Below are 17,922 nucleotides of genomic sequence, written 5' to 3'. Positions count from 1 at the left end.
ATTATCTTTTACCCCAAAGAACGTTCCTGCAAAATAGTCCGCAAATCTACGATTATTTGATTGATTTTCAAACCCTTATTCCAAAACACTATGTAAAACCTCTGTCAACCTTTGAAGATCTTGTGGTTCATGCAAGGCAGAAATCACGATACGGTTTAGCGGTTCACTGGTGGGTAATGGATAAGGAAAGCTAGACACCAATATGCGGTGCTGAAGCAATTTAGCATATAATTGAGAATCCGTAGAGGTGAATACGGGGAAGTCTTCTGCATACGACAAACCTTCTAAAGCAGCCACACCCTCGCATACATAAGCTATATTGTTGTGCAGTCTGTCGAAAGCTTGCTCATAGATGCTCTCTCCCTTCGCAAGGGCATAGATGAATGCCGGACTCGAAGGAGAAGCCCCCATAAATATAGGCGAGCGCTTCACTTCGTCTACCACCTCAGTGCTCGCCAACACTATCCCAGCATCGGTACCCAACCCCTTAGCCAAAGAGGCTACAACGGCAACCTCAATATGATGGCAACCCTTCAGCTCTTGGACACCGGCAGATAGTGCATTTTTACGCACTACCCCTAGACCATGTGAATCGTCCAACAACAGTAAAACCTTCTTGTCCTCACGTATATGTTTTAGAACATTGAAATCATACCTCTCGGGTTTTAGATTGTCAATAGCATTAGCAATAAGCAAAATATATTCTGACGGGGAAGCGTTAACGGCATCCACCACTGCTTCCGTCCATTCCGTAACATCTTCTTTCAAAGCTTGTGGCCTTCCGTCAATCCATAGTGCAGGATGAGTGTGAGGTGCATAAAATACCTCGCGCGAAAGACTCAGCTGACGCACGACAGCCTGCGCTGCCAAATAACCACTGGAAAATAAGGCTGACTGCGCAAAACCGAAACGCTTCGCCAATAGCTCTTCCGCCTCGTCATATATCCCTAACTGCACATTATTGGATCGTGAAGTACCGTTGTTGATACCATATTTATAAAGGCCTTCCACAACCAACCTACGATAATCCTCATTCACCAACAAACCCAAATAGGCCGTCCCGCCGAAAAACAAATAATCTTCTTGCTCCAGGGATATGATACGGTTGGTAGGTTGATGTAATTGACTAAAAATATCCATGAATAGTCTTCGTTAGCCCCACAAATCTAAGGAAATGAATGCTCTTCACACTACTTTAAATAATAATTCAATGGAATATTAAATCCTAACTGAAAGCTGAACCCGTCAATAGAAGACAGCTTGGTGTGTCGACGAAGCTTTACCCCATAACCGGCACTGAGCTCTAAAATATTAAAAACACCAATACCCAACTTGGGCGTAAAGGTATAAGGGGTAAACTCTGCCTTCACAAAAGGCCAAGCCCCTTTGGCGCTGAGGTAATATGTGGTAGAAGCTTCCGGAATTACTATCGTTTTCTTCTCTTGAAAGGTTAGGCCTGCTCCCACATCAAAACGAAGGTAATTTGCATAACCCAAATCTGTGAGTCCCCAAAAGGATGCTTTCAGAAAACTCTTTTCTTGATATTGATACGACAACGACGGTCCAACAATCCATCCACTGCCCTGCTCCTGCGCACAGATGCTGAAGCCCCCTATCAACAGAAAAGTCAATAAGCCTAGCCAAACATTTTTAAAGCTCATATTTAAATATAATACAAATTCCTGAGCCTTCCTCTTCGTAAAACCAAAAACCTCGCTTAGCCAGTAAACGAGGTCTACAATCGAAAGCACTAGTCTATTCCAAACAACAGTAAAAGCAATGCCCTGATTAGGTCATCCAACCCGAATTAAACTAATATACAAAATATATCTTAAAAGTAAACACAGCTTTCGAAAGATTACTCCTCTCTGTGTAACTCGGGTTACATTCATTCCCCTTCATCACATATATTTTAGAGGAAAAGATAGGATTATACCTATATTTAATTAAGAAACAACATGAAAGAATCAATATTCAAGACATATGGCGGTATTTTTGAAAAAGGTCTGCTGGAAGAAATCACCAATACCGCAAAGATTATCGCGTTTAAGGAAGGTGATGCACTGATAAATATAGGTCAATACATTAAAAGTATGCCATTGCTTATTGATGGAGTTATAAAAATCATGCGTGAAGACTTCGATGCGGGAGAGCTACTGCTCTACTTCCTAGAAAAGGGAGACACCTGCTCCATGACGCTGAGTTGCTGTATAGGAGAGAAGAAAAGCGAAATCAAGGCTATAGCCGAAACAGACGGACTGGTAGCCATGCTGCCCATTCAAAAAATGGAGGAATGGCTTAGCAGATACCACAGCTGGCGTTCCTTCGTCTTTCAAAGCTACAACAACCGCTTCCAAGAACTTCTGAACACCATAGACAGTATTGCTTTCATGAAGATGGACGAAAGACTTTATAGCTATCTTTTGGAAAAGAGTAAATTATCTAACAGCAAAACCATCGAAAAAACACATCAAGAAATTGCCAATGAGCTCAACAGCTCCCGTGTGGTCATCTCTCGCCTGCTCAAAGTCCTAGAAAAAGAAGGTAAAATCTTACTCAGCCGCAACAGCATACAACTCCTAAATTAAAAAACGCCTCTCAGGTGCAAGAGAGGCGTCTGCTTGGTGACCCCGGAGAGATTCGAACTCTCGACCCACTGATTAAGAGTCAGTTGCTCTACCAACTGAGCTACGGAGTCTTGATTTGACGACTCAAAAGTAAACTACATCTAGGAGAAAATCAAATAAATCTATCAGGAAATATCAACATTGTGACAAAAAGATGAAAAGGAGTAACACTACTTCCTCCGCACTCTAATAAATATCCCCACTTTAAAAAAAAGCCCTTGTGACTCGACCTTTATTTTTTCCTATTGAATATTAACTACTTGCCTAAACTTAAACTCATTATGACAATAAATTGACGTTTTGACTTTTTTAACAAATTGGTCAGACATATATTTGTATTGTCAAAACAACTAAATATAATTGCTATGAAAAAAGTTTTACTTACATTGACTGCTATCGCTGGATTGACAGCAGCTTCTTATGCTCAAGAAGGTTTCGGTAAAGGAAATGTATTGGTTGAAGGTAACTTGGGTTTAAGCACAACTGACAACAAAACTACAGAAGTTAAAGAAACAACATTTAAATTCACTCCAAAAGTTGGATACTTCTTTACAGATAAACTTGCTGCCGGTGTAAACTTCAATGTTGCATCTTCTACAAACGACAAATACGGCATCGACACTAAAAACAAATCCAATACTTTTGGTGCAGGAATATTCGGTCGTTACTATTTCTTAGAATTAGGTTCTCGTTTCAAGACCTATGCTGAAGTAAATGCAGATTACAATACACAAAAATCTGAAATTACTGTAGCAAACAACACCACAGAAAGCCCGAAAGTAAAATCTTTCGGAATCAACGGAGGTGTAGGTGCAAACTACTTCTTGACAGATAAAATTGCGATCAACTTCGCCTTGTCAAATGTTATAGGCTACAATACCTCAAAAGTAGACACAGACGGTGCTAAAGCTACTAACAGCTTTGGAATGAACTTAAATCAATACAATAACTTCTTCGATGCAGCTACTTTTGGTTTGACATTCAAATTCTAATCATGTGTTGATTTAAAATAGCAAAGGACAGCCTAAGTGCTGTCCTTTGTTGTTTACGGCTAACTTTGTAGCCCCGAGCAGAATCGAACTGCTATCAAAAGTTTAGGAAACTTCTATTCTATCCATTGAACTACGGGGCCAGCTGAGGTCAAAAATAGAAAACACCTAACTGAAAACAAAGACCTATTTAAAATTTGGCATAACCATAAATATAAGCAATATTTTACCATAAAAAATATAGATAACCTCAATGATGCATAGGTAATATTTATACTTTTCAATGAGAAGATTTCATACCTTTGTGACACATTAAAAGAAGATACAATTATGAGTTTCGTAGGTAAAAATTTCCCGAACATTACAGTTGACGCTATTGACTATTTAGGTGATTACATTTCACTTAACATTTTCGAGAAAGCACAAAAAGAAAACAAAAAAATCTTATTATTCTGGTATCCTAAGGACTTTACTTTCGTATGTCCTACAGAGTTACATGCTTTCCAAGCAGCTAAAGAAGAATTCGAAAAACGTAACACTATCGTTATCGGTGCTTCTTGCGACACCAACGAAGTACACTTCGCTTGGTTAAACACACCAAAAGACAACGGCGGTATCGAAGGGGTAGAATACCCTATCATCGCAGATACTAACCGCAACTTGTCTAGCATCTTAGGCATCTTGGATGTTAAAGAAGTAGAACACCCAGAATATGGCACTTTAGCTGAAGGTTCAGCTGTAACTTACCGTGCTACTTACTTGATCGATGAGACAGGTAAAGTATTCCACGAGTCAGTAAACGATATGCCTCTTGGCCGTAACGTGAAAGAATATCTTCGTCTTATCGACGCATACACTCACGTACAAAAACACGGTGAAGTATGTCCAGCAAACTGGGAAGAAGGTAAACAAGCTATGTCAGCAACACGTGAAGGTGTAGCTTCTTACTTGTCGATGAACTAAGAATTGCTTTAATAGATTGTAGAGGTGGATTAATTCCACCTCTTCTATCAAAATTTAACTTGCTATGTTACAAGAATTAGAATCAGATAACTTACAAGAAGTTGTAGCCAACAACGACGTAGTTATGGTGCAATATGCAGCATCATGGTGCGGAAACTGCCGTATTATGAAACCAAAATTCAAAAAATTGGCAACAGAAAACGAAAACGTAAAATTCGTAATCGTTGACGCAGAAAAATTCCCTGAGTCAAGAAAGTTGGCTAACGTAAACAACTTACCTACGTTCGCTGCTTTCAAAAACGGTCAGTTGGTAAACCAAGTACAAACAAACAAAATCGACGGATTAATCGACTTATTAAATGAAGTTACCAATAATTAAACATCTTACGGAATTCATCGAGCAGAACGATGCCGATTACGTATTAGAAACTATCGAAACGTTAGAAGCGCTTACTGAAGTCCCTTCTTTGAAAGATGAAGAATTGGACGTCATCGGAGAGCTCATCTCTAACATGTATGGCGCTATCGAGGTTGATAAAATGATTAAAGAAGGTACTCCTAAAAAAGAAGCGCTTAACAAATTTATGCAGCGCGTTTTAGGCTCGATTGATAAATAAAAAACAGTTACAATTCCAGTCCACTTATTATTTCCACCATGAGATGTGTATAACTTCGTCATTGTGGAAATTTTTTTTAGCGTTCGAAGATTTAATCTCGCAATTTTATGCTACTTTTATCTTACAGCTGTGAGAACACACAAATGTAGGGGTTTAAAAGAAAGTTCTGCTTATTTGTTTAGATCTTATTCAGGCACAATATTTAAGTAAAAGATTTTTAATTGTTGTTAAAAAAGAGTTGAAAGGTTTTTCAACTCTTTTTTATTTTACGGTTTTCGCAAAATTTAACGTAAATTAATACCAAACCAGCTTAATGTCACTATGCGAAAAACTATTAGTCCTCTTTTTTTCATCCTAATAGCCTTTATTTTCGGTCTTTCTACAAAAAGTTTACAAGCACAGCAGTCGGTTGTAGACATAGCCATCAGTCTGCAGAAACTTAACCATCTGGGCTCAGTTATGTATTTTGCGGCACATCCGGACGATGAAAACACTAAGCTTATCGCTTGGTTGGCCCGCGAGAGGAAGTTCAAGACGACCTACCTGTCCCTGACACGTGGCGATGGTGGACAAAACCTTCTGGGCACAGACCTAGGTATCAATCTGGGTATTATCCGCACGCAGGAACTGCTGGCAGCTCGTCAGGTAGACAAAGGCGAACAGCTGTTCTCCTCGGCCTATGACTTCGGCTTTTCGAAGACTCATGAAGAGACATTTAAGTTCTGGGACCATGAAACTATATTGCGTGAAGCCGTATGGCTCATTCGCAAGTACCAGCCGGACGTAATCATCACACGCTTTCCTCCGGACCCAAGAGGGGGACATGGCCACCATCAGGCTTCGGCCATCTTGGCCCACGAAGCTTTCCTAGCCGCAGCAGACAAAAACAAATTTCCTGAACAACTAAACAAGGTAAGCACCTGGCAGGCCAAACGGCTGGTATGGAATACAGCCAACTTCGGCGGACAAAACAATACGTCGGACGACCAGCTGAAAATTGACATAGGACATTACAACACCTTATTAGGTCAATCGTACGGAGAAGTGTCAGCACAGAGCCGCTCCCAACACAAAACCCAAGGCTTTGGATCTGCATCCTCAAGAGGCACTTCCTTCGAATATTTCGATCACGTAGCAGGAGAAAAAGCAAATACCGACCTTTTTGATGGCATCAACACCTCTTGGAGCCGTATCCCTAACACGAGTGCCATACAGCAACTGGTAGACAAAATAAACAAAGAGTTCAACTTTCAGAACCCGCAACAGTCTATCGCCGACTTGGTAGCATTAAAAAAACTGCTGGAAGGATATACCTTAGACAAAAAATACAGTCAGCATGCTAACCACGGCTTCTGGATTGCACAAAAACTTAAAGAAGTCGAAGAGCTTATTTTGGCATGTAGTGGCTTCTGGGTGGACGTGTACTCAGCACAAGCTTCCTTTGTGAAAGGTACAAAAATTAATGCCACAGTGGAAGCCATCGCTTACGCGAAAGATATAGAGGTAGAGATCGTCTCCATCGACGGCAAGACCATACATCAAAAACTGCAGTCCAATAAACTCTGGAGAGACAATATAGAAACCTCCTATGCAAAAACGACGCAGCCTTATTGGCTTGTCCAACCTCACTCCCTGGGACGCTTTGATATTCCTTTAGAAGTGGTAGGACACCCTACAAACCCCGACAAACCTCAGGTCAAGCTGATCGTAAAAGTCGAAAACACAAATATTCACATCGTAAAAGACATACACCATCGCTTTGTGGATCCCGTGAAAGGCGAAGTACACAATCCTATCGTTATCCTTCCAGCAATGACGGCAGAAGTGTCTTCCAGCCTTGCTCTGAGTACCAACCAACAGGCTAGGCAGATAGACATCACTTTCACGCGGCACGACCTACTGCGGAGCTCCTTTAATGTCAAAGTAAACCAACCAGAAGGCTGGAAAGTCGAACCATCTACTTTGGAATTGGATTTTGGAGCCAGCGACAAGATCACAAAAACCATTACCATAGCACCTACAGGAAAAAACAGCAAAAAGGGAGTCGTTACATTCTCCAGCAACGAAGAGAAGCTTTGTTATATCAAAACACTGGATTACGACCATATCCCACAGCAGACATGGTTTCCAACGACGGAAATCATCTGCCAAAACCTCCAGCTGGAAAACACGGTACGTCATGTAGGATATCTCGCCGGTGCCGGTGACCTTGTGGGTGAATCGCTAAAACAGTTAGGCATCAAAGTTTCCAACCTGACAGAAGCAGACCTCAACAACCCTTCCTCCTTAACTCAATACGAAGCCATCATCGTTGGTGTCCGCTTTTTCAATGTGATCAACAACAGCAGTCAGCTCCTAGATAGGCTGTTGGAATACGCAAATAATGGCGGAGTTGTAGTGTTTCAATACAATGTAAACACAAAACTGCTGACGAATAGGTTAGGCCCTTATCCTTTTCAGATTACCCGGGACCGTGTTACAGAAGAAGACTCACCTGTTTCTTTTGAGCGACAGGATAAAGCCTTCTCTTTTCCTAATCGCATTACGGAGTCCGACTTTGAGGGATGGATACAGGAACGCGGACTTTACTTCGCTAGAAATATTGACAAAAGATACCGCACCCCGTTGCGCATGCACGACAAAGGAGAAGCGCCTCATGAAGGCTCCTTACTGATATGCAACTACGGAAAAGGTAAGTTTGTATACACCTCGTTGGCATTTTTCAGACAATTACCAGCCGGAGTGCCCGGAGCTTATAGATTATTTGTAAATTTGTTAGCAAACGAAAATTAATTATTCAGTATATGGAAAATCAAGTTAATGAACAGCCTTTGAATGTTAAAGGACTTATTTTGTTAATCGGAACTATTTTAGGTGCATTGATCGCTTTTGCTTCTTGCGGTTCATTCCTAAGCATTATTGGCGGTCTTATCGGCGGATTGATTTTCGCTGTTTTCTTCATAACCGTATTGCTACCATATAAAGAAAGTGACCGATAGAAGAATGCCATGCAAGACGACTAACTGGAGACAATGGTATATTATTAACATTGTCTGGTTAGCGCTTTGCATTCTATTAATGTACTTCTTTACGATACACTTCTCATGAGTATTATCGATTGGATAGTACTATTTGTAACCCTGCTTTTGATAGTTCTCTATGGGATCTACAAAAGCAGGAATATTCGTAATATAGACGGTTTCCTTCTTGGTAATAGGGAGCTTCCTTGGTATAATGTGGGGTTATCCGTGATGGCCACCCAGGCTAGCGCCATCACCTTCCTTTCCGCTCCAGGCTTGGCTTACAGCTCGGGAATGAGCTTCGTCCAATTCTACTTCGGTTTACCTCTGGCAATGATAGTACTGTGCGTGACCTTTGTCCCTATTTTCCATAGGCTCAAAGTGTTCACCGCCTACGAATTCTTGGAAAAACGCTTCGATATTAAGACGCGTTCACTCACAGCTTTTCTCTTCCTCATACAGCGGGGGATTTCCACTGGTATTACCATATTCGCACCTTCCATCATTTTGTCATCCATATTACATACGGATGTCACCTATACCACCCTATTTATAGGTATGCTGGTGCTTTGTTATACAACATATGGAGGAACAAAGGCTGTATCCTATACCCAGCTATTACAGATGTCCATCATCTTTGCCGGCATGCTAGCTGCTGGCATAATGGTCGTCCATCTTCTTCCGGAAGATATAGGCTTTACGGATGCTCTACATATTGCAGGGATATCCGGAAAGACTAACGCCATAGATTTGACACTGGACTTAAACAACCAGTATACCGTATGGACAGGACTCATAGGAGGCTTCTTCCTCCAGCTGTCTTATTTTGGTACGGACCAAAGCCAGGTTGGACGCTATCTTACCGGCTCTTCCATCCGCGAAAGCCGCATGGGCCTTATTATGAATGGTCTGCTGAAAGTTCCCATGCAGTTCTGTATCCTTCTCATAGGAATTCTTGTTTTTGCTTACTATCAGTTTAATGCCTCACCTCTATTTTTCAATCCGGTAGAGGTCAACAAACTGGAGCAAAGCATCTATAAGCAGGACTTTGATGCACTCAAAATCCAACAAGAGAAGCTGACACAGCAACGCATTGCTGCTCTGCTCAGTTATCACACCGCCTTAGACAAGAAAGATTTACAAAGTGTAGAGGTTTCCAAAAAGCAGATTCAGGAAATCAACACCAAATCGCAGGAACTACGCAGCCAAACTGTAGAGCTGCTGAAAAAGAATGACGCCAAAGCCGAACTGAACGACAACAATTATATTTTCCTCAATTTCGTCACGAATGTATTCCCTAAAGGTCTCATAGGTCTACTGGTAGCTATAGTCATGCTTGCCTCCATGGGTGCCACCTCCAGCGCCATAAACTCTTTGGCCTCCACCACAGTGATAGACATCTACAAAAGGCTTATCCGTAAGGACGCCTCAGATGATAAAGTTTACTTGAAAGTTTCACGTCTAAGCACCTTAGGATGGGGTATATTCACCATCATCGTAGCTCTTTTTGCCAACAAGCTGGGCAACCTGTTGGAAGCCGTAAACATTCTAGGCTCTCTCTTCTATGGCACCATCCTTGGCATTTTCCTCGTGGCTTTCTATTTTAAACGTATTGGAGGAAACGCCGTATTCTGGAGTGCCGTGATTAGCGAATTCATCGTCGTGACAATCTGGTTGGCAGACATTATAGCCTTCCTTTGGTTGAATGTTATTGGGTGTGTGTTGGTAATCCTTATGGGATACCTTTTAGAATATGCCTTACCTCAGAAACAGGGCGCATCCCAATCCTAATAGTATTTTCTGTAAAGGTCATATAGAATTGCAATATCACGTGGTGTGAGAATGCTATTCACCTCCGTCTGAACAAACCTGCGCTTAAAAGCACGGATAGCTGCCTCAGGATTAGTCATGTCATATCCTATTATCTTCAGAGCATCCGTAGGATTGAAATTTGCCGGCGGTTGTGGCAGAAAGTCTTCATTATACCATATTCCGAAGCCTCGCTCTGCAAGCTTTTTCCACGGAAAAAAGCTGCTAGGGTCATCTTTCCGCGTAGGAGCTATATCGGAATGCCCAATAAAGTTTGTTTGAGGAATATTATATTTTGTCTTTAATGTATCCAGAAGAACAAGTAGAGCTTCAATTTGTGGCTCAGCGAAAGGCTCTTTACCGTTGTTGTCCAGTTCTATCCCTATGGATACTGAGTTGATGTCGGTAATAGTGCCCCATTTGCTCTTTCCTGCATGCCAAGCCCTGTCAAATTCGTTGAGCATCTGAATCACCTGCCCATTCTTGCCGATGACATAATGGGCACTCACTTTTGTATGTGGAAGCTGAAAGGTGCGCACAGTCTGGGCCACACTGTTTTGCGCCGTATGGTGGATTATAACAAAGTTTGGCTTCCTATTGTCATAATGTATAGCGGGAGCCCAATCGGCTGTCTTATTTATTCCAGACAACCGCTCTTGCAGTCTTTTCTCTTCCGGCGTTAACACTACAGGCTCATCTATGGAGTCTATACGCGTCACAGCAGATATTTTTAGTGTGTCTGCCGGAAGGAGGACAGTATCTTTCAACGTATCCATAGACAAAGCCATCTTAGCTTCCGGCACTATATTTACTAAAGCCAACTTCTGCTGCGACGCTCGCTGTGATGAGCCACAGGCACCCAAAAAAGCAACAAGAAAAATCCCTACACCCCACTTCACCATTCTCATATTGTATTATTTATTTTATTATCGAGGGAATGAAAATAATATTCCCAACGCCAAAGCTTGACTGTACTGTACTTTGCTACTTTGATCGGAATCATATAAAACCACTCCTGTTGCGGTCACATTGACAAGCTTGGTTACCTTTGCTGTCAGTGTCACGTCCAAACGGTGGTTAGGGTCGCTAAGTTCCTTATAGTCAGCAAAGAGATTGTATCTTGACTTCAAGTTCAGATTTTGCGAAAGGTTGCGGTCTAGGTTTGCTGTAAGCTGAAAAGCCAAATCATTACGTACTCGCTTCCCTGGTTCTACACCATACACCACCTCTCCTCCTTCGGGCTGTGCTATGCGTTTGTCGAGGAGAAATGTCTGACGTGCCGTACCCGTACCTAGACGCAAGGAAAATGTTTTGTCCGGCTTATACTCCAAACCGAAAGATTCCGTGAAATATCCCGGAGCCATAAATGCCGAAACCGTATCAATGATGATTTCATTTCCTTCCCCATCTTTACCGTATTTGTAACCTTGATCAAACTGCGTTTCCCATGTGAAGGAGAAATATAATGCCCATTTCTCACTAAACTGGTAAGAAAGCTTGTTATCCCAGAATATACGGTCGTTATTTTTCTTTGCCAGTTGATCTTTATTCTTGATTTTTCCGTATTTCAGATCTAACTCTGACACAAAGTTAATCCTATCACGGGTATAGTCCGCTTTATGCCAAAACAGTCCTGACAGAGCCATAGAGTTCACCCCTCCGGCATTCCAGTTGTCGCTAAATGACGCCTGATTGGCGTTGAGTCCGAACTTAGTCCAGTGCTTCCAATAGTTTACCTCCAATCCCAATTGTGGGATAGGCACATTAATCTGTTTGAGACTATGTCCTTTTATCGTGTCTGTATTTACAATGTTTGTTTCCGGCTTTTCACGCAGGTCTTTAAGATTTACCTGAGCCCAACTGTCCAAAGCTATTAAAGAAGCTATAAATGCTAAAACTATTTTGGCTGTTTTATACATAGATTTTGTGCTATTTTTCCAAAGATAAGTCAATTTTTTGCAAATCAGGCAATGGCTTGATATAAGGTATATATTTAAAATACTGATACTTAGTTTTTATATATTTCACCAGGTCGTAATGAGTGGCCTTGAGCACGAAAGCATAAGTAGGTCTGTAACGCACCATGAAGTTATCCAGTGCTTCTCCTTCAAGTCCCGTTTCACGCTTCACCAACTCACGGCTAAACACCATATCGATATAGTTGTCTTCATATTCCTTCTGAAAATATTGGGTAAGCCGGCGGGCATTGCGTCCTTCACGGCTGAAATAGTTGTACACCGCATCGATGCTTAAGCCAGCCCCATTTTGCCCCACGGATACATAATCTCCCGGATCGGCAAGCCTATAGGCCCTGCTGTACTCTTTCTTCCGTTGTTCCAGTATTTCCTCCGGTGACCTTCTCGCCACTACATTTACCGTAGGTATTTCGATGGCTTTACGCTTCAGCGAGATAACCAAAACTTTCTCTCCCTTATAGACTAAGGTATCCGAAAAATAATTTTCTTTTGATGCGATAAGCAAGTCCCCCTCGCGAAGCTTCATCGCAAATTCACCCTTACTGTTGTTATAGATTTTCTCTCCCGTACTTTTGTTGACCAAAAAGACCTTAGCAATACGCTGTTTGCTTTCTACGTCCAGCACAATACCCCCTATTTCCGATTGTCCGTAGGACACGGAAAACATGCATAGCAACACTATGAACGTAAGAAAGGTTTTCGGTCTCACAATGGTAAAACTACATTATTATTAAGTATTTTACCATAAAATTAACATCTTTTGACTATTTGCTTATCACGAGGAGCTGTCCTACATGCAGATTGTCGGACGTCAGGTTGTTCAGCTGTTTAATCTGTTCTACCGTCACGCCATATTGCTTGCTGATGCTGTACAGTGTATTCCCCGCTACCACCTCGTGGATTATCATCTTCACGGGAGATTTAATTTTTTCGGCCTGTACGCTCTCTCCTTTTTCTATTTTCTGCTCTATGACGCTCTCCACTTTCACTTCGCGGGCAACCTTTTCGGTATGGCTTTCCGGTCTATCATACTTGTACAGTTGATAGCGTTCGATAAGGTCTATGAGCAGCTCCGGATAACGCGGATTGGTCGCATATCCGGCCTCCTTGAGTCCATAAGCCCACCCTCTATAGTCGTCTTTACGAAGCGAAAACAGCTTTTCATAGCGCTTGCGAAGCAAAAATTGCGAGTGATCTTTAAACGAATCTTCCGGATGATCGTAAACACGGAAGCAGTCGTTAGGATTGTCATCTGACTTAAATATGCGCTTTCCGGTCCAGTTGGGTCCGCATTTTATACCGAAATGGTTATTCGCTTCTCTTGCTAGCATGGAGTTTCCGTTGCCGGACTCCAGCAATGCCTGTGCCAGCTTGATGCTGGCCGGAATGCCATAAAGGTTCATCTCGCGGATGGCAATGTCCTTATATCTTTCGATGTAGTTCCATCCAGACATGGATGTTGCTCCCTGCGTACGGGATGGACTAGGCGTATTTATCACGGTAGAGCCGCGCTGTCCCTGCCCTCGCTGTACTCCTACCTGCTTGGTTTTACAGGACACAAAAAATACACACAACAATAAAAGATAAACGGACGCTCTCATTCTTCTCTTTTAGGCATTATATCTTGTCGTACTCTTCTAAATTATATCTTTTTATCATGCCTAGAACATGGGTTTTCCATGTCTTGGTCTGTGAATAGCCGGAACGGGCGATGCCATGTATCCAGGCTTCACAATTTTTGCCGAAGCATGTTTCAAAAAGATGGGCGGTGGATTTTCGTCGTTTGAGAACTCCTATAAAATCGTGGTAGGACTCTTTGACAGAAGAATATCCTTTGTAGGCAGAGCGGATTTTCTTGCTATTGTTTTTACCTTTTATACCAAAGTGATTGTTTAGATGTTGAGCAATACGGCTGTTTCCGTAAGCGCTTTCGTGAATAGCTATCGCTAAAATCACAGATGCTGGCACACCTGTCTCTCGCATAAGTTGCTGGGCTAAGCCTTTGTGTTCTTCGATATAGCTTTTCGGCGTGAATTTTTTCTGCCCGAAAGCTGCAGCTATACTCAGCAAACACAAGAACAGCATTAGCAACGTTCTGCTAACTAAAGATTTTTGCATAATCTGTTTTTTAGTTCAACCATTACTTTTTGCGCATCACAAAAAGCCCGTCTCGTATCGGCAAGATGAGTTTTTCAACTCTGCTATCTTTTGCCAACGTACTGTTTAACTCCAGAACCTGTTTTGTTTGATTGTCTGGCTTCTCATCGAATACCTTTCCTTTCCACAAAACATTATCTATCATTATTACGCCACCTGAGGGGACACGATCTATCATCATGTCATAATATGTCAGGTTTCTTTTCTTGTCGGCATCAATAAATACCAAATCAAAAGACCCTTCCAAAGTAGGGATGATATCATATGCATCACCGATATGATAATGTATCTGCGAAGCAAAGGGCGATTTATCGAAATACCCTTGTACACGCTCTTGCTGCTCCTCGTTGATATCTATGGTATGCAGCTCCCCTCCTTGTTGAAGGCCTTCTGCGAGACATAATGTGGCATAACCTGTAAATGTTCCTATCTCCAGAATACGTGTAGGAGACACCATCTTACTGATCATTGCCAGCACGCGTCCCTGATAATGTCCGGAAAGCATATGTGGCATGGTTTCACGAAGATAGGTCTCGCGATGTATCGTTTTGAGCAAAGGATTTTCCTCATCACAAATGCTCTCCAAATAGCTATTTACACGTTCCTCGTTCTGAAACATAAATGCAAATGTAAGCATTCTATTTTTAATTCAGCTCATCGTGCCTTTCTTCCACAGACTGCATAAGCTTGATATAGTTTAATTTATAACAAAAAAAACCCGCATAATTTGAGATTATGCAGGTTTTTTGAAAAACTTTTATAAAAAGGGCGTTTAGTCTAAGGAAGCTGTGATAAGACGTAAAAATTCGGAGCGCGTCACGTCGTTTTGGAATGCTCCCGTGAATGCCGACGTGGTGGTCACTGAATTCTGCTTTTGCACGCCGCGCATAGCCATACACATATGTTTACACTCTATTACCACGGCCACACCGACAGGATTCAACGTCTCCTGAATGCAGTCTCTGATCTCGTTTGTTAGTCTTTCCTGCACTTGCAGCCTTCTTGCAAAAGCGTCTACCACGCGAGGAATCTTGCTCAGCCCTACAATACGTCCGTTAGGGATGTAGGCGATATGCGCCTTACCGAAGAAGGGAAGCATATGGTGTTCGCACATCGAATACACCTCAATATCTTTCACCACCACCATCTGGCTGTAGTCTTCTTCAAACATAGCACTACGCAACAGTTCTGCCGCGTCAATATCATAACCGTGTGTCAGGAACTGCAAAGCTTTGGCCACACGTTCCGGCGTCTTGATTAGGCCGTCACGCTTTGGGTCTTCTCCCAAGGCCTCTAAAATATCTAAGTAATGATTAGCAATACGTTCTACTTGTGCCGTATTATACTGGTCGATCTTCGTATAGCCGTCTAATTCCTCATGGAAATCTGTAGGATGACTCATTGTATTGTGATTTGTTTGATTACTTGTTTATTTATTCTCCGAAATACTCAACGGAATTGTTTTCTGTTTCCTGCAATCTTACGCAATGCAAAGTAACGTTATAACGTTCAAAATGGGGTTTCAACTGATGAAAAATTTCTTTTGCCATGACTTCCGTGGAAGCCATCTTCCCACGCATGAAGTCAACATCCAAGTTGACATTCTTATGATCCATCTTGGAGATCACATACGTGCGGATGATGTTTTTCATGACTTTGAGGTCTATCACAAATCCCGTTTCAGGATTAATTTGCCCCTTCACGGTTACGAATAGTTCATAGTTGTGTCCATGCCAGTTAGGATTCGAGCAGTAGCCAAAAACGGCCTCATTCTGCTCCTGTGACCAATCTTCCCTATACAGTTTGTGTGCGGCGCAAAATCGCTCTCGTCGAGTGATATAAATCATATTTTACAAAGATACCTCAAAAAAATTTAACTTAGCATCAAATAACTATAAAATGAAGCCTCTGATTGTCGCCGCCACAACCTTCGAAATTCAGGATAGTATTCCCCTGCTGGAAGAAAAGGGCATTCCTTATGTCGTTACAGGGGTCGGGATGACAGCTACAGCCCACCAGCTTACGAAGGCTTTGCTCTCCCAACGGGTAGATTTTGTGCTGAATGTAGGCATTGCTGGATCGGTGATAAGAGAACTGTCCATCGGCGAAGTAGTAGCTGTAGAAACCGACCACTTCTACGAGCTGGGCGCAGAAGACGGCGACCGCTTTCTAAGTATAGAAGAGATGGGGTTCGGTCAGGCCACCTATAGGAGCTGCATGCCCAAAGATATATCCCTACCCCTTCCTGCTGTAGCTGCTATTACGGTCAACAAAGTACATGGTAATGAAAAGAGCATCCAAACCTTAAAAGAACATCTTCCACATATCGCTGTGGAAAGCATGGAAGGGGCTGCCGTGCTATATGTCTGTGAGAAAGAAGGGATTCCCTGCTGTCAAGTACGTGCCATCTCCAACTATGTGGAACGCCGCAATAAGGAGGCATGGAACATCCCTCTGGCCATAGCAAACCTCAACCGATGGCTACGCTCTTTTGTCGAAAACAATTATTAAGGATTAGCAAAAGCTTATTTAAAAATGACATTAATCCCAGCAAAAGCTAGCCTAACATTGCGAAAATATCGTCAGAAAATATTAGCTTTGCGTATTCTATAAAAATAAGATTATTTTAGAAACTAATGAGAGAAATACAATTCAGAGAAGCGCTTCGCGAAGCTATGAGCGAAGAGATGCGTAAAGATGAAAGAATATTTTTAATGGGTGAAGAAGTTGCTGAGTATAACGGTGCTTACAAAGTAAGCCAAGGTATGCTTGACGAATTTGGCCCTAAACGTGTTATTGACACACCTATTGCAGAGCTTGGCTTTGCTGGTATCGCCGTAGGTGCTGCGACTCACGGTCTTAAACCTATAGTCGAATTCATGACGTTCAACTTCTCATTAGTAGCGATAGATCAAGTAATCAACTCTGCTGCGAAAATCCGCCAAATGTCAGGAGGCCAGTTATCTTGTCCTATCGTATTCCGCGGACCTACAGGTAACGCAGGCCAGTTGGCAGCTCAACACTCTCAAAACTTCGAAAACTGGTATGCTAACACCCCAGGATTGAAAGTAGTAGTTCCTTCAAACCCATACGACGCAAAAGGACTGTTAAAATCAGCAATCCTTGATCCGGATCCAGTAATCTTCATGGAATCGGAGGTGATGTATGGTGACAAAGGTCATGTGCCAGAAGAAGAATATTACTTACCTATAGGTAAAGCTACTGTAGTACAACAAGGTACTGACGTAACTATCGTTTCTTTCGGTAAAATGATGCCTCGTGTAGTTTTGCCGGCAGTAGCAGAACTAGAAAAAGAAGGTGTCAGCGTAGAAGTTATTGACTTACGTTCAGTTCGTCCTATCGATTACGCTACCGTGGTAGAGTCCGTTAAGAAAACAAACCGCTTAGTAGTAGTAGAAGAAGCTTGGCCATTGGCTTCCATCTCATCGGAAATCTCTTTCCACGTTCAAAAAAATGCTTTCGACTACTTAGACGCACCTATCCTACGCGTAACATCTGCCGATGTGCCTTTAGCATATGCTCCTACCTTGGTAGAAGCGACATTACCTAGTGTAGAAAAAGTGGTAAAAGCGGTTAAAGAGGTTACTTACGCGAAAAAATAATTTGTTCGCTTAACATATTGAAATAAAAAGAGGCTTGTAAAAATACACTGCCCCCAAAAAGTTAGACACTATTTGGGGGCATTTTTATGGTTAAGTACAAAAAACACAAATCCGATTTTAAGCTTCGTCTGGTTAAAGATT

At 42.0% G+C, this 17,922-nt stretch carries 20 protein-coding genes and 2 tRNA genes; 10 read left to right on the top strand and 12 right to left on the bottom strand.

What is annotated here, in order from left to right; translation table 11 throughout:
- Positions 1 to 75: 75 nt before the first annotated feature.
- Both ABD873_RS04915 and ABD873_RS04910 read right to left on the bottom strand, forming a co-directional pair.
- Positions 76 to 1,140 carry a PLP-dependent aminotransferase family protein gene (locus ABD873_RS04915; RefSeq protein WP_345065429.1) on the bottom strand — a complete coding sequence of 355 codons (1,065 nt, stop codon included), beginning with the start codon at positions 1,138 to 1,140 and terminating at the stop codon, positions 76 to 78.
- 50 nt (positions 1,141 to 1,190) lie between these two features.
- Positions 1,191 to 1,661, bottom strand: a complete 471-nt coding sequence (locus ABD873_RS04910) for a hypothetical protein (RefSeq protein WP_345065426.1) — start codon at positions 1,659 to 1,661, stop codon at positions 1,191 to 1,193.
- 297 nt (positions 1,662 to 1,958) lie between these two features.
- Between ABD873_RS04910 and ABD873_RS04905 the strand changes: the two genes are divergently transcribed.
- Positions 1,959 to 2,588, top strand: a complete 630-nt coding sequence (locus ABD873_RS04905; RefSeq protein WP_345065424.1) for a Crp/Fnr family transcriptional regulator — start codon at positions 1,959 to 1,961, stop codon at positions 2,586 to 2,588.
- Positions 2,589 to 2,622: 34 nt separating this feature from the next.
- Here the strand turns inward: ABD873_RS04905 and ABD873_RS04900 are convergent.
- Positions 2,623 to 2,698 (bottom strand) — tRNA-Lys (locus tag ABD873_RS04900).
- A 294-nt stretch (positions 2,699 to 2,992) separates the two neighbouring features.
- Here ABD873_RS04900 and ABD873_RS04895 point away from each other — a divergent pair.
- The gene (locus ABD873_RS04895; protein ID WP_345065422.1) at positions 2,993 to 3,619 is read left to right on the top strand and encodes an outer membrane beta-barrel protein; all 627 of its coding nucleotides are present in this window, start codon (positions 2,993 to 2,995) and stop codon (positions 3,617 to 3,619) included.
- 68 nt (positions 3,620 to 3,687) lie between these two features.
- Here ABD873_RS04895 and ABD873_RS04890 read toward each other — a convergent pair.
- Positions 3,688 to 3,759: transfer RNA gene (locus ABD873_RS04890), tRNA-Arg, on the bottom strand.
- Between the two features lie 187 nt (positions 3,760 to 3,946).
- Here ABD873_RS04890 and ABD873_RS04885 point away from each other — a divergent pair.
- The 6 genes from ABD873_RS04885 to ABD873_RS04860 all read left to right on the top strand — a co-directional run bounded on the left by ABD873_RS04885 (position 3,947) and on the right by ABD873_RS04860 (position 10,007).
- The gene (locus tag ABD873_RS04885; RefSeq protein ID WP_345065418.1) at positions 3,947 to 4,579 is read left to right on the top strand and encodes a peroxiredoxin; all 633 of its coding nucleotides are present in this window, start codon (positions 3,947 to 3,949) and stop codon (positions 4,577 to 4,579) included.
- A 64-nt stretch (positions 4,580 to 4,643) separates the two neighbouring features.
- Positions 4,644 to 4,958: a thioredoxin family protein gene (locus tag ABD873_RS04880; protein WP_039054198.1), complete on the top strand. Its 315-nt coding sequence runs from the start codon at positions 4,644 to 4,646 to the stop codon at positions 4,956 to 4,958.
- Positions 4,939 to 5,196, top strand: a complete 258-nt coding sequence (locus ABD873_RS04875) for a DUF6952 family protein (RefSeq protein ID WP_039054197.1) — start codon at positions 4,939 to 4,941, stop codon at positions 5,194 to 5,196. The genes ABD873_RS04880 and ABD873_RS04875 overlap by 20 nt, the downstream gene beginning before the upstream one ends.
- Positions 5,197 to 5,517: 321 nt before the next feature.
- Positions 5,518 to 7,989, top strand: a complete 2,472-nt coding sequence (locus ABD873_RS04870) for a PIG-L family deacetylase (protein WP_345065414.1) — start codon at positions 5,518 to 5,520, stop codon at positions 7,987 to 7,989.
- Positions 7,990 to 8,000: 11 nt separating this feature from the next.
- Positions 8,001 to 8,195, top strand: coding sequence for a hypothetical protein (locus tag ABD873_RS04865; RefSeq protein WP_039054196.1), 195 nt, complete (start codon positions 8,001 to 8,003; stop codon positions 8,193 to 8,195).
- A gap of 105 nt (positions 8,196 to 8,300) precedes the next feature.
- Entirely contained in the window at positions 8,301 to 10,007 is a 1,707-nt protein-coding gene (locus tag ABD873_RS04860; RefSeq protein ID WP_039054195.1) for a sodium:solute symporter family protein, read from the top strand.
- On the opposite strand, the gene ABD873_RS04855 is transcribed toward ABD873_RS04860, so the two are convergent.
- The 8 genes from ABD873_RS04855 to ABD873_RS04820 all read right to left on the bottom strand — a co-directional run bounded on the left by ABD873_RS04855 (position 10,004) and on the right by ABD873_RS04820 (position 16,005).
- Positions 10,004 to 10,933 carry an N-acetylmuramoyl-L-alanine amidase gene (locus ABD873_RS04855; RefSeq protein WP_345065409.1) on the bottom strand — a complete coding sequence of 310 codons (930 nt, stop codon included), beginning with the start codon at positions 10,931 to 10,933 and terminating at the stop codon, positions 10,004 to 10,006. The genes ABD873_RS04860 and ABD873_RS04855 overlap by 4 nt on opposite strands.
- Before the next feature lie 18 nt (positions 10,934 to 10,951).
- Positions 10,952 to 11,944, bottom strand: a complete 993-nt coding sequence (locus tag ABD873_RS04850) for a DUF3078 domain-containing protein (RefSeq protein WP_345065407.1) — start codon at positions 11,942 to 11,944, stop codon at positions 10,952 to 10,954.
- A 10-nt stretch (positions 11,945 to 11,954) separates the two neighbouring features.
- Positions 11,955 to 12,710, bottom strand: coding sequence for a hypothetical protein (locus ABD873_RS04845; protein WP_345065404.1), 756 nt, complete (start codon positions 12,708 to 12,710; stop codon positions 11,955 to 11,957).
- A gap of 55 nt (positions 12,711 to 12,765) precedes the next feature.
- A complete protein-coding gene (locus tag ABD873_RS04840) occupies positions 12,766 to 13,602 on the bottom strand; it encodes a glucosaminidase domain-containing protein (protein WP_345065401.1) in 837 nt (278 codons plus the stop codon).
- A 16-nt stretch (positions 13,603 to 13,618) separates the two neighbouring features.
- Positions 13,619 to 14,119 carry a glucosaminidase domain-containing protein gene (locus ABD873_RS04835; RefSeq protein WP_082021947.1) on the bottom strand — a complete coding sequence of 167 codons (501 nt, stop codon included), beginning with the start codon at positions 14,117 to 14,119 and terminating at the stop codon, positions 13,619 to 13,621.
- A gap of 22 nt (positions 14,120 to 14,141) precedes the next feature.
- The gene (locus ABD873_RS04830; RefSeq protein WP_345065396.1) at positions 14,142 to 14,777 is read right to left on the bottom strand and encodes an O-methyltransferase; all 636 of its coding nucleotides are present in this window, start codon (positions 14,775 to 14,777) and stop codon (positions 14,142 to 14,144) included.
- A gap of 153 nt (positions 14,778 to 14,930) precedes the next feature.
- On the bottom strand, positions 14,931 to 15,560 hold the full coding sequence (gene folE, locus ABD873_RS04825) for a GTP cyclohydrolase I FolE (protein WP_039054352.1): 630 nt from the start codon (positions 15,558 to 15,560) through the stop codon (positions 14,931 to 14,933).
- Between the two features lie 31 nt (positions 15,561 to 15,591).
- On the bottom strand, positions 15,592 to 16,005 hold the full coding sequence (locus ABD873_RS04820; protein WP_039054351.1) for a 6-pyruvoyl trahydropterin synthase family protein: 414 nt from the start codon (positions 16,003 to 16,005) through the stop codon (positions 15,592 to 15,594).
- Between the two features lie 52 nt (positions 16,006 to 16,057).
- On the opposite strand from ABD873_RS04820, the gene mqnB reads away from it, so the two are divergent.
- Together mqnB and ABD873_RS04810 are read left to right on the top strand one after the other, a co-directional pair.
- On the top strand, positions 16,058 to 16,669 hold the full coding sequence (gene mqnB / locus ABD873_RS04815) for a futalosine hydrolase (protein WP_039054350.1): 612 nt from the start codon (positions 16,058 to 16,060) through the stop codon (positions 16,667 to 16,669).
- Positions 16,670 to 16,794: 125 nt separating this feature from the next.
- Complete coding sequence (locus ABD873_RS04810) at positions 16,795 to 17,781, top strand: pyruvate dehydrogenase complex E1 component subunit beta (RefSeq protein WP_039054349.1); 987 nt, start codon at positions 16,795 to 16,797, stop codon at positions 17,779 to 17,781.
- Positions 17,782 to 17,922: the final 141 nt, after the last annotated feature.

Origin of the sequence: Sphingobacterium thermophilum, assembly GCF_039541675.1 — a bacterium.
Lineage (GTDB): Bacteria > Bacteroidota > Bacteroidia > Sphingobacteriales > Sphingobacteriaceae > Sphingobacterium > Sphingobacterium thermophilum.
This window is presented reverse-complemented; position numbering and strand designations above follow the sequence as displayed.

Excerpts from the sequence above, each read along its gene's own strand:
- ABD873_RS04915 (WP_345065429.1), bottom strand. The coding sequence starts at position 1,140 with ATGGATATTTTTAGTCAATTACATCAACCTACCAACCGTATCATATCC.
- ABD873_RS04860 (WP_039054195.1), top strand. The coding sequence starts at position 8,301 with ATGAGTATTATCGATTGGATAGTACTATTTGTAACCCTGCTTTTGATA.
- ABD873_RS04880 (WP_039054198.1), top strand. The coding sequence starts at position 4,644 with ATGTTACAAGAATTAGAATCAGATAACTTACAAGAAGTTGTAGCCAAC.
- folE (WP_039054352.1), bottom strand. The coding sequence starts at position 15,560 with ATGAGTCATCCTACAGATTTCCATGAGGAATTAGACGGCTATACGAAG.
- ABD873_RS04905 (WP_345065424.1), top strand. The coding sequence starts at position 1,959 with ATGAAAGAATCAATATTCAAGACATATGGCGGTATTTTTGAAAAAGGT.
- mqnB (WP_039054350.1), top strand. The coding sequence starts at position 16,058 with ATGAAGCCTCTGATTGTCGCCGCCACAACCTTCGAAATTCAGGATAGT.
- ABD873_RS04820 (WP_039054351.1), bottom strand. The coding sequence starts at position 16,005 with ATGATTTATATCACTCGACGAGAGCGATTTTGCGCCGCACACAAACTG.
- ABD873_RS04835 (WP_082021947.1), bottom strand. The coding sequence starts at position 14,119 with ATGCAAAAATCTTTAGTTAGCAGAACGTTGCTAATGCTGTTCTTGTGT.
- ABD873_RS04850 (WP_345065407.1), bottom strand. The coding sequence starts at position 11,944 with ATGTATAAAACAGCCAAAATAGTTTTAGCATTTATAGCTTCTTTAATA.
- ABD873_RS04910 (WP_345065426.1), bottom strand. The coding sequence starts at position 1,661 with ATGAGCTTTAAAAATGTTTGGCTAGGCTTATTGACTTTTCTGTTGATA.
- ABD873_RS04870 (WP_345065414.1), top strand. The coding sequence starts at position 5,518 with ATGCGAAAAACTATTAGTCCTCTTTTTTTCATCCTAATAGCCTTTATT.
- ABD873_RS04810 (WP_039054349.1), top strand. The coding sequence starts at position 16,795 with ATGAGAGAAATACAATTCAGAGAAGCGCTTCGCGAAGCTATGAGCGAA.
- ABD873_RS04830 (WP_345065396.1), bottom strand. The coding sequence starts at position 14,777 with ATGTTTCAGAACGAGGAACGTGTAAATAGCTATTTGGAGAGCATTTGT.
- ABD873_RS04875 (WP_039054197.1), top strand. The coding sequence starts at position 4,939 with ATGAAGTTACCAATAATTAAACATCTTACGGAATTCATCGAGCAGAAC.
- ABD873_RS04885 (WP_345065418.1), top strand. The coding sequence starts at position 3,947 with ATGAGTTTCGTAGGTAAAAATTTCCCGAACATTACAGTTGACGCTATT.
- ABD873_RS04895 (WP_345065422.1), top strand. The coding sequence starts at position 2,993 with ATGAAAAAAGTTTTACTTACATTGACTGCTATCGCTGGATTGACAGCA.
- ABD873_RS04840 (WP_345065401.1), bottom strand. The coding sequence starts at position 13,602 with ATGAGAGCGTCCGTTTATCTTTTATTGTTGTGTGTATTTTTTGTGTCC.
- ABD873_RS04855 (WP_345065409.1), bottom strand. The coding sequence starts at position 10,933 with ATGAGAATGGTGAAGTGGGGTGTAGGGATTTTTCTTGTTGCTTTTTTG.
- ABD873_RS04865 (WP_039054196.1), top strand. The coding sequence starts at position 8,001 with ATGGAAAATCAAGTTAATGAACAGCCTTTGAATGTTAAAGGACTTATT.